Source organism: Cobetia sp. 5-25-4-2, assembly GCF_013374075.1.
GTDB lineage: Bacteria > Pseudomonadota > Gammaproteobacteria > Pseudomonadales > Halomonadaceae > Cobetia > Cobetia marina.
Genome location: NZ_BLWK01000002.1, coordinates 391,728 through 405,157 on the forward strand (window position 1 = coordinate 391,728; position 13,430 = coordinate 405,157).

Annotated in this window: 9 protein-coding genes and 1 pseudogene; 2 read left to right on the plus strand and 8 right to left on the minus strand. The window is 62.8% G+C overall.

Annotated features, from left to right (window positions below; genetic code table 11):
• Positions 1 to 39: 39 nt before the first annotated feature.
• The gene (gene ptsP, locus HXS65_RS06570) at positions 40 to 2,343 is read right to left on the minus strand and encodes a phosphoenolpyruvate--protein phosphotransferase (RefSeq protein WP_084208018.1); all 2,304 of its coding nucleotides are present in this window, start codon (positions 2,341 to 2,343) and stop codon (positions 40 to 42) included.
• Positions 2,344 to 2,545: 202 nt separating this feature from the next.
• A pseudogene (locus tag HXS65_RS06575) lies at positions 2,546 to 3,010 on the minus strand (RNA pyrophosphohydrolase); the annotation flags it as partial.
• Between the two features lie 259 nt (positions 3,011 to 3,269).
• Between HXS65_RS06575 and HXS65_RS06580 the strand changes: the two are divergent.
• Both HXS65_RS06580 and HXS65_RS06585 read left to right on the plus strand, forming a co-directional pair.
• Positions 3,270 to 3,926: an HAD family phosphatase gene (locus tag HXS65_RS06580; RefSeq protein WP_077375196.1), complete on the plus strand. Its 657-nt coding sequence runs from the start codon at positions 3,270 to 3,272 to the stop codon at positions 3,924 to 3,926.
• Positions 3,927 to 4,180: 254 nt separating this feature from the next.
• Positions 4,181 to 5,572, plus strand: coding sequence for an FAD-dependent oxidoreductase (locus HXS65_RS06585; protein WP_077375199.1), 1,392 nt, complete (start codon positions 4,181 to 4,183; stop codon positions 5,570 to 5,572).
• A 175-nt stretch (positions 5,573 to 5,747) separates the two neighbouring features.
• On the opposite strand, the gene rsd is transcribed toward HXS65_RS06585, so the two are convergent.
• From rsd to HXS65_RS06615, 6 genes are all read right to left on the minus strand, one after another.
• Positions 5,748 to 6,242, minus strand: a complete 495-nt coding sequence (gene rsd / locus HXS65_RS06590) for a sigma D regulator (RefSeq protein ID WP_077375202.1) — start codon at positions 6,240 to 6,242, stop codon at positions 5,748 to 5,750.
• Between the two features lie 125 nt (positions 6,243 to 6,367).
• Positions 6,368 to 6,928 carry a disulfide bond formation protein B gene (locus HXS65_RS06595; RefSeq protein ID WP_077375205.1) on the minus strand — a complete coding sequence of 187 codons (561 nt, stop codon included), beginning with the start codon at positions 6,926 to 6,928 and terminating at the stop codon, positions 6,368 to 6,370.
• 260 nt (positions 6,929 to 7,188) lie between these two features.
• On the minus strand, positions 7,189 to 8,787 hold the full coding sequence (gshA, locus tag HXS65_RS06600; protein ID WP_084208016.1) for a glutamate--cysteine ligase: 1,599 nt from the start codon (positions 8,785 to 8,787) through the stop codon (positions 7,189 to 7,191).
• A gap of 163 nt (positions 8,788 to 8,950) precedes the next feature.
• Positions 8,951 to 11,374 carry a Tex family protein gene (locus tag HXS65_RS06605; RefSeq protein ID WP_176493483.1) on the minus strand — a complete coding sequence of 808 codons (2,424 nt, stop codon included), beginning with the start codon at positions 11,372 to 11,374 and terminating at the stop codon, positions 8,951 to 8,953.
• A 139-nt stretch (positions 11,375 to 11,513) separates the two neighbouring features.
• Complete coding sequence (gene msrB, locus HXS65_RS06610) at positions 11,514 to 12,011, minus strand: peptide-methionine (R)-S-oxide reductase MsrB (protein ID WP_077375214.1); 498 nt, start codon at positions 12,009 to 12,011, stop codon at positions 11,514 to 11,516.
• Positions 12,012 to 12,207: 196 nt separating this feature from the next.
• Positions 12,208 to 12,969 (minus strand): SDR family oxidoreductase, encoded by a 762-nt coding sequence (locus HXS65_RS06615; RefSeq protein ID WP_176493484.1) that lies wholly within the window; start codon positions 12,967 to 12,969, stop codon positions 12,208 to 12,210.
• Positions 12,970 to 13,430: the final 461 nt, after the last annotated feature.

A 13,430-nucleotide genomic window follows, 5' to 3' on the forward strand; every position in this document is an offset into this window, starting at 1 on the left:
GAGGCAGGAGCGCAGGTCTGCGATCCTGCCTGCAAGTCGCTAACGAGAGACTGCCGCCTGGACCGCACTGGCATCCGGCGTGTGGTCACGCGGTGGCAACAGATGCGCCAGCTCCCATGCCTGCATGCGCTCCAGCAGCAGGCCATGCACCTGATTGGCCGTCGGCTGACACAGGACCTCGCTGACCAGCCCCTGGGCTGCCGCCAACGACACGCGGCGAATGGCGGCACGGACACGTGGCAGGCTGGGCGCATTCATCGACAGACCATCAAAGCCCATTCCCAGCAGCAGCAAGGCGCCGGCAGGGTCACCGGCCAGCTCACCGCAGACGCTCACCGGCATGCCCAGCGCTTTCGATTCTTCCGCCAGGCGCGCCAGCGCGCGCAATACCGCCGGGTGACACGCATCATAGAGACTCGCCACTCGCGGGTTGTTGCGGTCCACCGCCAGCAGGTACTGGGTGAGGTCGTTGGACCCCACCGAGAAGAAGTCGACCCGGGTCGCGAGCGCTTCCAGCTGATAGAGGGCCGCCGGCACCTCGATCATCACGCCGACGCTGGGCCGTGAGACGTTGACACCGTCTTCCGCCAGCTCGATCAAGGCACGATTGACCAGCGCCAGCGCGGCATCCACCTCCTCGATCCCCGAGACCATCGGCAACATGATACGCAGATTGTCCAGGCCCTCGGCGGCGCGCAGCATGGCACGCAACTGCACCATCAGGACTTCCGGGTGATCCAGTGTCACGCGTATGCCGCGCCAGCCAAGGAAGGGGTTGGCCTCCTTGATGGGGAAATAGGGAAGATCCTTGTCGCCCCCGATATCCAGCGTACGCATGGTGACAGGCAGAGGGGCAAAACCGGCCAGCTGCTCACGGTAGAGTCGTGCCTGCTCCTGCTCGCTGGGGAAGCGATCATTCATCATGAAGGGCACTTCCGTGCGGTAGAGCCCCACGCCGCCAACCCGGGTCTTGAGCGAGGCCACGGCATCCAGCGCCAGGCCGGTATTGACCATCAATGGCATCACATGGCCATCAGGCGTCACGCTCGGCAGATCCTGCTCCTGCTCCAGCAGCACGCTCAGCGCCTGCTCCTCGGCGATCAGCCGCGAATAATGCACGCTGAGTTCATGCTCCGGACGCACCACCAGACGACCGCGATGGCCATCGAGGATCACCGGCGCGCCACCCAGGCGTGACAGCGGCAGGTCCACCATCCCGAGCACGGTCGGAATTCCCATGGCCCGCGCCAGGATGGCGACGTGGGAGGTGCTGGATCCGCTGACCGCCACCAGCCCCTTGAGCCGCTCCCGCGGTACCTCGCCCAGTGTCGCCGGGCTGATCTCATGGCCGATCAGGATGGTGTTCTCGGGGTACTCGATCGGGCCGCTGTCGCCCTCCTCCTGCAGATGCGCGAGCACCCGCCGGCCAAGATCGCGGATATCCGCGGCGCGCTCACGCAGATAGTCATCATCCACGCGCTCGAGATACTGCACATGCCGGCGCACGATATCGGCCAGTGCCGCAGGCGCCCACTGCCCTTCCCGGATACGCTTCTCGACTTCCTGGCCCAGCGCCGCGTCGCCCAGCATCTGCTGGTAGACCTCGAACAGCGCATGCTCCTGAGTGGAGATACGACTGGCCAGCCGCTCTGCCGCGACACGGATTTCCTCGCGCACGGCGTTGATCGCCTCCTTCAGGCGAGCGATCTCGAAGTCGATGTCGGTGGGAATGAGGTCCGGCACCGAGTCCAGATCCGCCGGCGGAGAGAGCACGAAGGCCTTGCCGATGACGACGCCGGGAGACCCGGCGACTCCCTTGAAGGTCGCCTGGCCGCTGGTCCCGGCCAGCTTGCCCAGAGCCCCGGTCGCCAACGCATGCGCCAGCACACCCGCCAGCTGCGCGCCCAGCGTGACAAGAAAGGCTTCTTCGCCCTCATCGAAACGACGCTTCTCGTGCTGCTGGATGACCAGTACGCCGAGCACGCGGCGCTGATGGATGATGGGGACGCCCAGGAAGCTGGAGAAGCGCTCCTCGCCGGTTTCCTCAAAATACCGGAACTGGGGATGCGCCGGGGCATCCTCGAGGTTGAGCGGCTCCTCTCTGAGCGCCACCATGCCCACCAGCCCTTCACCGCGCGCCATGCTGACCTGTCCCACGGAAGACGAGCGCAGGCCAATGGTGTCCTTGAGCACGAATCGGTCCGTCTCGGGCGCCAGAAGGTAGACGGAACAGACATCCGTCTTCATGGCCTTGCGAATGCGCAACACCATCGTCGCCAGCGCCGCGTCGAGTGAACGCGCGCCATTGACCTCCTGAACGATACGCCGCAATACCTCAAGCATGGTGTACCTCGAGCATGACGCGCCTCACGAGGAAACAGGGTTCCTGGCCCGGACGCGCACGTTGCAGATGATGAGCCCGACCTCAATCGGGGATGTGGCGATCATTTCCCGTCGGCCTGATGGCGGCCTTGTCCTCGCTGCAGGGCATGTTGCCTTGCACCGCAGAGAGCGGCAGATTGCCCTGCGAATCCACCAGTCGTTGCAGACGCGGTGCCAGTTCGCGCAACGCGCGCCGGTAGACCTCGCGCTTGAAGGCCACGACCTGACCCAGCGGATACCAGTAACTGACCCACCGCCAACCATCGAACTCCGGCTTGGGCGTGGAATCCACACTCACGCGGTTGTCCTGACAGCGGATCTGCAACAGGAACCACTTCTGTTTCTGACCGATGCAGATCGGTCGGGAGTGCGTTCTCACCATGCGTCTGGGCAACCGGTAGCGCAGCCATCCTCGGGTACAGGCCAGTATCTCGACGTCCTCGGCCTTGAGGCCGATCTCTTCCTCGAGTTCACGATACAACGCCTGTTGCGGTGTCTCGTTTGGCTTGATGCCCCCTTGCGGAAACTGCCACGCATTCTGTCCTACCCGGCGCGCCCAGAGCAGCTGGCCCTCACAGTTGGCAATGATGATGCCAACGTTGGGGCGAAAGCCGTCAGCGTCGATCACGGATGTCACCTTTGATTCGTTAATTGAAACCATTCTTCCACAAAGGCTGAAAGCGCTTCAATACGCGGTTTGGCGGTGTGAAAGGCCAGGCACGTCTGCAATAATCGACCCCTTCACCGTATTGCACTGCAACACCGCCTTCGGAAATCCTCCGTTGGCCCCCGTACACCCGCGCAAACACTGGGCCGGCGACCTTGCCGCGCCCCTCTGTCTGCGTCCGTCGCCCACGCCAACGGCTGGGCTGAGCAAGGAGTTCTCCGTGAGTCTGGCCATCTTTGATCTCGACAATACCCTGATCGCCGGGGACAGCGATCACGCCTGGGGCGAGTTCCTGGTTGAACAAGGCGCTGTCGACGCTGACACCTACCGTGAAGCCAACGAGCGCTATTTCCAGCTCTATCAGAGTGGCGAACTGGACATTCACGAGTACCTGGCCTTCTCACTCAAGCCGCTGGCCGAGAACAGTCCGGAACAACTCGCCGCCTGGCACCAGCAGTTCATGGCCGCCAAGATCGAGCCCATCATTCTGGCACGGGCAGAAGAGCTGCTGGCGCGTCACCGTGCACGCGGCGATACGCTGCTGATCATCACCGCCACCAACCGCTTCATCACTGCCCCCATCGCCGAGCGCCTTGGCGTGGATGACCTGATCGCCATCGAGCCCGAGATCATCGACGGGCGCTACACCGGCCGCGTCGACGGAGTTCCCAGCTTCCAGGGCGGCAAGGTCACTCGCCTCGAAGCCTGGCTTGCCGAGCGTGATCACACCCTGGATGGCAGCACCTTCTATAGTGACTCCATCAATGATCTTCCGCTGCTCGAGCGTGTCGATACTGCCATTGCAGTGGACCCGGATGAGCAACTGTTGGCGACCGCCCAGCAGCGCGGATGGCGCATCATCTCACTGCGCGACTGACAAGCCATTGATTTTAAAACAAATAATCGACCTATAAGGGAATGCAGCTTCATCTATAAGGTTTTCATGTGGCTACAGGCATTCACCATAAAGTCGACCTTATTTGCTGAATCATTTCGCGTCCGATGTGTCTATAATGTGTGTCCATCGAACCGTCGAGCCTGACGAGGCATGCCCCGTCACGGCAGGACGGCCCCCGGTAGCCCGGTCGGGTGCCGGGGGATGTCCCTCACCAACTCTGAGCGTGAGCAGCCATGTCCTCAACGACATACGATGTCCTGATTGTGGGTGGCGGCGTGTCCGGCACCGCCCTTCTCTATGAACTCGCCCGCTACACCGACCTCTCGTCGGTCGGCCTGGTGGAAAAATACGACCATGTCGCGATCGTCAACTCGCACGGTCGCAACAACTCCCAGACCATCCACTGCGGCGACATCGAGACCAACTACACGGTCGAGAAGGCGCGCGTGACCAAGCGCACCGCAGGCATGGTGGTCAACTTCGCCACCAAGCTCAGCGAGAGTGAGCGCGATCACATCGTCTACAAGTACCCGAAGATGGTACTGGCGGTCGGCGCCAAGGAATGCCAGTTCCTGCGCAAGCGCTTCGAGACCTTCAAGCCACTGTTCCCGAATCTGAAGCTGCTCGAGCGTGATGACATCGCCGAGCTTGAGCCGAAGGTCGTGGAAGGTCGCCGTCCGGACGAGGAAATCGTCGCGCTGGGTTCCACCGACGAATACACCGCCGTCAACTACACCACCCTGTCGGAGGCCTTCGTCAGCGAAGGCGAGAAGGCAGCGGCCGAGAAAGGCATGAACTTCGACGTTCGCCTCTCGACCGCCGTGGAAGACATCCGCAAGGAAGGTGACGTCTACAAGGTCAAGACCGACAAGGGCGAGCTCAGCGCACGCTATGTCGTGGTCAGCGCCGGTGGTCACTCCCTGCTGTTCGCCCACAAGATGGGCTACGGACTGGACAAGTCCTGCCTGCCGATGGCTGGCTCCTTCTACTTCACGCCGAAGGTGCTCAACGGCAAGGTCTACACCATCCAGAACGAGAACCTGCCGTTCGCCGCCGTCCACGGCGACCCGGACGTGCTGGTGGAAGGCAAGACCCGCTTCGGGCCGACCGCTCTGATGCTGCCGCTGCTGGAGCGCTACAACGGCAAGACCTTCTGGGAGTTCCTCAAGGTACTGCGCATGGACCGCAATGTCGTCAAGGCCCTGTGGGACCTGATGAAGGTGCGCGACATCCGCAACTACATCTTCAAGAACTTCATGTTCGAGGTGCCGGTACTGCGTGAGCGCCTGTTCCACGGCGACATCAAGAAGATCGTCCCGAGCCTGGACGTCAAGGATGTCAGCTTCGCCAAGGGCTTCGGCGGCGTGCGCCCGCAGCTGATCGACAAGAGCAAGCAGAAGCTCGTGATGGGCGAAGCCAAGATCAATCCGGGCACCGGCATCGTCTTCAACATGACGCCGTCACCGGGTGGCACCAGCTGTCTGGGCAACGCCGAGAAGGACATGTATCTCGCTCAGGAATTCCTTGGTTTCAACATCGACAAGGATGCCTTCGAGCGTGACCTGCTCACCGGCGAGATCGAGCTGACCGAACTCGAACGCCCGGAAGCCTCTTCCCTGATGTGATACGCCGCGCGGCGCCAACCACCGCGCAGGTGAACTGAAGGAAGTCGAGCCGAACGAAAAGCCCCCGCCAGCATCTGCTGACGGGGGCTTTTTCGTGTTGCCACTGACGGCGGCTGGCACTCAGTACTCAGTACTCAGTACTCAGGCGGACAGCATGTCTGCCTGAGTCATTCACTCATGCCACGGGTTGCCGCGAGTGAGCCAGTGGCTCGTGTACCGCATGCAGGCGCTGAATCAGTTGATCTTCCAGCGCGAAGCGCTCCGTCAGCCCCTCCTGAAGACGGGCCAGCCACTCGGGCAGGCGTGTGCGGTAGTGCTGGCAGCGGGTCGGACTCGAGAAGTCCTCATCGAAGGACAGTACCAGCTCCGTCGAGGGCTCCAGACGCAGCATCAATTTCTCGGCAGCGGCCAGAGCCTGGGTGTCCTCGAAGACACGCCCCTCTTCCTTGAGCTGAGGATAGACTTCGAAATGGCCCGCCGAGATGTAATCCATTAACAGCTCGATGAAGCGATTGACGCGCGTCATGTCGAGCTGCTCGAGATCATTGACGCAGGCCTCGTGCAGATCCATGAAGCAGACCAGCATCTCGCGTCGCTGATCCAGCCAGCGATCAACCAACTGATGAACGCCACGAAAGCGTTCCGCCGCAGTGGTGCATTCCTCCAGCATGGGCGCCTCCTCTGGCATGACCCGAACGGTGGGGCTGACATCAGGTGCTCACCCCGCTGCCAACCCACTATCCTCCATGCGACGGACGCTGCCAACCCCCCACCATGGTGGCAGGCGTCATGCCCTCAACGCCGGAAGCTGCTCCACAGCATGGCCAGCGGTACCAGTGCCAGAGCACAGAAGCCGATCAGCGACCACTGAGGGATCGAGAGCCCCAGCCACTGGGCACTGATCTGCGCGCATTCACCGGAGGCATTGAGCACCTGGGTGATCACGTCCCATACCGGCAGTACTTCCAGCATGTAGTTGAGGCCCGGGCCACAGGCCGGCACCTGATCCGGCGGAAGGGATTGCAGCCAGACATGACGACCGGCCAGCACGATGGCACCCACACTGCCCGCCAGCGCACCCAGCGCGTAGACGCGGGTACCGATACGCCCCGGTCCATGCACGGCACCCAGCAGGAAGAAGACGCCTGCCACGGCCACCGCCACGCGCTGGAAGATGCACAGCGAACACGGTGCCAGACCGAAGGCAAACTGCAGCACGAAGGCGACACCGAGCAGCAACGCGCACCCCAGCGCCCCCAGCAGGCACCACTGACGCCCGCTCCAGCGCGCCAGACAGGCGAGACCCCCACCCTGGCGTGTCGGCTGTTGTCCTGATTGATTGTCCGCGTGTGTCATTTGCTGTCCTTGCCGTCCGACTCCACTGGAGTCATTGGTGAGAAATGGCGCGATCACGAAGACATCTCTCCATGACCACCTCAGAGCATGCGCGGCGTCATTGCCTGGCCAGAACGCACGCATGGGCCAGAGACATCATCGGCGCCTCAAGTCTGAGGCGCCGATGATGTCGCGATGGCCGGTGTCGCCGCGATCAGCGATGGATGCCTATCATGCCGCGCAGGGATGACCTGAACATGAATCGGCGTTGCATCGACAAGTCAGGCCGGTTGCGTGGCATGCGCCGAGGCAAAGTATTCGGCCATGAAGGTATCGAAGTCCTGATGGTCGCCGGCCTCGATATCGCCCTGTTGCTGCAGGGAGGTCTCGACCAGTTGATCCAGCAGGTAGCCACGTGCACGCTCCATCGGCTCCGTCTTGAACTGCTCGGCCTGCCCCTTGGCCAGCGCCAGCACCTCATCGACGAAGTTGCTGCCGTTGTCGAGCATGCTGGTCAGCAGACGGCCCGAGGGCGTGGTCTGGGCATCGTCAAAGCGCGGCGCGAGTGCCGCCAGCGCATCGCGATGCTCGCTGCCTGACTTGTGGTTCTCGTCCAGCAGGCTTGCCACTTCGCCAAGTTCATCCATCACGTTGGCGGCCAGTTCACGCAGACGCCGCTCCTCACCCTTGACGTTCAGGGTCAGCTCGGGGTCACGCCCCGCCTCCACGACGCGTCGCTTGCTGTCGTCAAGGTTGGCGCATTCCTCGTCATCGATCCATGGGCTCTCGGTCAGCAGACACCAGATCAGGAAGGTATCGAGGAAGCGGATCTGCGTCTCGTCGATCCCCACCGGCAGGAAGGGATTGAGATCCAGACAGCGCACCTCGATGTATTCGACGCCCCGGCCTTCCAGCGCCTGACTGGGCGTCTCGTTGTGCCGGGTGACACGCTTGGGACGGATGTCGGAGTAGTACTCGTTCTCGATCTGCAGGATGTTGCTGGAGAGCTGCGACCAGCTGCCATCAGCCTGCTTCACCCCCAGCTTCTCGTAGTCCTTCCACGGCGTGACGATGGCGTGACGCAGCGTCCCGACGAAGTTGTCCAGCGAGTTGAAGCAGATCTTGAGCTGTGCCTGGACCTTGTTCTGATAGCCCAGGTCCGACATGCGCAGGCTGGTGGCATAGGCCGAGACCAGACTGCGGTCGGCCTGACGCTTGAGGCGGTCATCATTGCCGCCATCCAGGAAGCTTTCGTCGATCCCCGGCGAGGCGCCGAACAGATAGAGCAGAATCCAGCTATGGCGCCGGAAGTTGCGGATCAGCTCGAAGTAGCGGCGTGAGCGGAAGTCACGCGCATCCTCGCCTTCGGCATTCTCCATCTTCTGAAGCAGCGTCCAGAAATCATCCGGCAGCGAGAAGTTGTAATGGATACCGGCAATGGACTGCATGATGCGCCCGTAGCGCACATCCAGCCCCTTGCGATAGACATGCTTCATGGTGCCGGTGTTGGAGGTGCCATAATCCGCGATCGGCACGCTGTCATTGCCGTTCAGCCTCGGCGGCATGCTGGCCGGCCAGATCAGCTCATCCCCCAGATTGCGATAGCTGAAACGATGCAGGTCCGCCAGAAACTCCAGGGAATCCTTGGGACGCGAGAAGACCGGCGTGATGTACTCGAGCAGCGACTCGGAATAATCCGTGGTGATGTACGGGTGAGTCAGCTTGGACCCCAGAGCACGCGGGTGCGGGGTCTGGCTGATGCGGCCGTCGGCGTCGACCCTGAGGCCTTCTTTCTCGATGCCACGGCGCAGACGCCCGAAGAGTCCCTGACGGGCGGGGGCCTTGAGTCGCGCAATGGCGGACGCGAGTTGCTCGGACAAGGTATTGACCCTTTCGCATGGGGAGAAGCCCAGCCTCTCCGGTCGAGTTGGATGACCATGGCCCGCGGACTGCACCGGATGCCATGCAAGACGCGAACGGCATCCACCGTTCGCGTCAGTCAGTATGCCCACATTATGGGCGCGTAAAAAATGCTTTCAAGGCTTATGATTTCGACTTGCGTGCATTGAGCAGGGCCGCTGCCATGGCATTGTTGGCGGGTGCCGCTCCGCCTCCTGCACTGGAGCCGCTGCCGCGACCGCCTCGTTCCTGACGGCCACCGCCGGTCTGGGAGCGCCCTCCACGATTGCCCTCGCCCCCGCGTCGCGCCTCGCCTCCCGCGCCTTTTTCACCGGGAGTATCGCTCATGCGCATGCTCAGCGCGATGCGTCCACGCGGTATGTCGACCTCCATCACCTTGACGCTGACGATGTCACCGGCCTTCACCACCTCACGCGGGTCGGCAACATACTTTTGCGACAGAGCAGAGATGTGTACCAGGCCATCCTGATGCACACCGATGTCCACGAAGGCCCCGAAATGGGTGACGTTGGTCACGACACCTTCAAGTTTCATGCCCGGTTCGAGATCCTTGAGCGTCTCGACCCCTTCCTTGAACTCGGCGAAGCGGAATTCAGGACGCGGGTCGCGCCCCGGCTTGTCCAGCTCCCGCAGGATGTCCGTGACTGTCGGCAACCCGAAGTGATCATCCGTGAACTCGGCAGGCTTCACGCTGCGCAGGAAGCTGCTGTCGCCCAGCAGGCTGGGTAGCTCACGGCCATGCGCCTTGGCGATACGCTCGACCAGCGGGTAGGCCTCAGGGTGAACGGCGCTGGCATCCAGCGGGTTCTCACCCTCGGCGATACGCAGGAAGCCGGCGCACTGCTCGAAGGTACGTGGCCCGAGCCGACTGACCTTCAGAAGCTCCTTGCGCGAGGCGAAGCGGCCATTGGCATCACGATGCGCGACGATGTTCTCGGCAAGTGTGGTATTCAGACCCGCGACGCGTGACAGCAGCGCACTGGACGCCATGTTGAGATCGACACCGACGCCATTGACGCAGTCCTCGACCACCGCCTCCAGACTGCGCCCCAGCTGCACCTGACTGACATCATGCTGATACTGGCCGACCCCGATGGACTTGGGCTCGATCTTGACCAGCTCGCCGAGCGGGTCCTGCAGGCGACGGGCAATGGAGACCGCACCACGAATGGTCACGTCCAGATCAGGGAACTCACGCGCGGCATATTCCGAAGCGGAGTAGATGGACGCCCCTGCCTCGTTGACCATCACCTTCTGCAGGCGACGACCGGACAGGCGGGTCAGCACGTCGGCGGCCAGCTTGTCGGTCTCGCGTGATGCGGTCCCGTTGCCGATGGCGATCAGCTCGACATCATGACGCTCGACCAGCCTGACCAGCTCCGCCACCGAGGCATCCCAACGATTGTGAGGCGCATGCGGGTAGAGGGTGGCCTGATCGACATACTTGCCGGTGGCGTCCACCACCGCGACCTTGACGCCGGTACGCAGGCCCGGGTCCAGCCCCAGGGTGGCCTTGGGCCCCGCCGGGGCTGCCAGCAGCAGATCCTTCAGGTTGTCGGCGAAGACCTGGATGGCCTCCTGCTCGGCACGCTCACGCAGGCGGCCGATCAGCTCGCTTTCCAGATGGGTATAGAGCTTGACCCGCCAGGTCCAGCGCACCACCTCCTTCAACCAGCGATCCGCGGCGCGCCCCTGGTCCTCGAGGGAGAAATGCGCCGCGATGGCACCCTCCATCGGGTGCCGCGGCAACTCGTCCTCGCCTTCCAGCTTGAGCGCGAGGCTCAGCACGCCTTCATTGCGACCCCGCAGCATGGCCAGCGCGCGATGCGACGGTGCCTTGTGCAGCGGCTCGTCGTGCTCGAAGTAATCGGAGAACTTGGCGCCTTCCTGTTCCTTGCCCTTCATCACCCGGGCACTGAGGATACCGTCATCCCACAGACGCTGACGCAGACGACCGACAAGCGCGGCGTCTTCCGCGAAACGCTCCATCAGAATCTGCTTGGCCCCATCCAGTGCCGCCTTGGGGTCGGCCACGTCCTTGTCGGCATCGACGAAGCCAGCTGCCTCGTCTTCCGGCACGAGCGTCGGGTCGCCAAGCAAGGCATCCGCCAACGGCTCAAGACCCGCCTCACGGGCAATCTGGGCCTTGGTACGACGCTTCTTGCGATACGGCAGGTAGAGGTCTTCCAGACGCTGCTTGCTGTCGGCAGCCAGCACATCGCGCTCGAGACTCGCGGTCAGCTTGCTCTGCTCGGCAATGGATTCGAGTACCACCTGACGGCGCTCTTCCAGCTCACGCAGGTAGCGCAGGCGCTCTTCCAGAAGACGCATCTGAGTGTCATCCAGCCCGCCGGTCGCCTCCTTGCGGTAACGCGAGATGAAGGGCACGGTGGCGCCGCCATCCAGCAGCTCCACCGTCGCGGTGATCTGTTCTTCACGCACGTCTAGCTCCGCCGCCAGCGCCTGCTGGATACGGCGAGCGGTAGCAGCAGGCGACAGCGTCGGTGCAGGGTGAGCGGTAGTGGCGTCAGTTGCGGTAGCGTCCATGAAACATCGATCCCTTCACGACTATGATTCTGGTGACAAGACGCAGGCGGCCCGGTCGCTGAGTCGACCGGGCCGCCTGCATCACGATGCCGTCACGTTACCACAAAGCCCGTGGATTGCTTTAGCTTCACAGGCCCCCTCAGGCCGGCACGAAACGCAGCGCCACCCCATTGTTGCACCAGCGCAGTCCCGTGGGCCTGGGGCCGTCCTCGAACACGTGTCCCTGATGCCCTCCGCAGCGTGCGCAGTGATATTCGGTACGCGGCCACACCAGCCCGTAGTCCGTCTTGGTCAACAGATGCCCTTCGATATGATCGAAGAAACTCGGCCAGCCAGTGCCGGACTCGAACTTGGTACGCGAGGTGAACAGCGCAAGGTCACAGCCGGCACAACGGTACTCACCGTCACGCGATTCCTTGTTGAGCGCGCTGGAGCCTGAGCGCTCGGTGCCTTCCTCGCGCAGCACGCGATACTGCTCTGCACTCAGGCGTGCGCGCCACTCGTCATCATCCAGCACGAGCTCGGCAATGTCCGGCGAGCGCTCCAGCTCAAGCTCCGGGCGAGCGGCAGCCAGTCCCGGCAGTGCCAACATCGCACCGCCACCCAATACAAGCCCCATGAATTGGCGACGTTGCATGACGAATCTCCTTTATCCGATATGAACCGCGATATCGGGATTACGCACGGCACGCCTCGTTGGATGCATGTCACCTAGGCCCTCGCACGCAAGTCGACTCTCTCGCATGCACGAAAAAGCCCCCATATCGGCAGATCCGGCATGGGGGCTTGCGCATTCACAGAGAGAGGCATGACGTCAGGCAGGAGACATCGGCTCAGATACGCAGACCGCCATCACATTCGATCACGCGCCCCGTGAAGTAATCATTGTCGAAGATGAAGGCCACGCTGCCCGCGATGTCTTCCGGACGTCCCAGATCACGCATCGGGATGCCACTCTTGATCTTGTCGAGCATCTCCGGCTTCATGCCGGCGGTCATTTCAGTGGCGATGAAGCCCGGTGCCACGGCACCGACACGAATCTTGTAGCGCGCCAGCTCCTTGGCCCAGGTGACGCTCATCGCGGCGACACCCGCCTTGGCTGCGGTGTAATTGCTCTGCCCCATGTTGCCGGCGCGCGAGATGCTGGAGATGTTGACGATCACGCCCGGCTGACCGGCCTCGATCATCTGACTGGCGGCTTCACGCGTGCACAGGAAGACACCGGTCAGATTGACATCGATGACCTGCAGCCAGCTGGACAGCGACATGGTCTTCTCCACGACTCCATCACGCGCCTTGATCAGCAGACCATCTCGGGTAATGCCGGCATTGTTGACCAGACCACTCACCGGACCCAGCGCCGCCTTGATGGCAGAAAAGGCTTGCGTGACGGAGGCCTCGTCCGCGACGTCGGTCACGAACCCCTGCGCCTTGATGCCCGCCGCTTCCAGGCTCGAGACAGCGTCATCCAGACCGCCCTGTTCGATATCCAGCAGCGCCAGCACGGCGCCCTTCTCACCCAGATGTCGCGCCATGGCCAGCCCCAGCCCACGAGCGCCGCCCGTAATCGCGATGACCTTGTCGTCAAGCTTCATGTCCCGTCTCCCAGGTTGTCTGCCGACAGCGAGAAATGCCTGCCGGGTGCGAGGCCCGCATGCCGTACGAGCGTCACGATCAATGTGTCGAGTGTCCCGCACCGCGTCCATCCGCGTGTGCCTCCGTGACTGGAGCTGTCACGGATGACGAACGCTGCAGGCTCACGGTGAATCTGCATGACGCAGTGCAACAGATTGCGACGTGTCCTGCCTCAACGCTGGCCCAACCGGCCAACGCAACCGGTCTCGTCATCAACGTAGCGGCCTGCAGGCGGGTGCTGATGCGGCGTGCCCATGTCCCTTCCGGCCGCCATGGGGCCCGCCTGGTCAGGCGTATCGTTGCCACCTTCGGACACTTGAGACATCCGTCGCGCCTGACACGGTATCACTCGCCGTCATTGTGCACTGCAACATCCAGCATGGCACCGCTCTACCACCAGCGCCAGCCATCCACGTCGGCC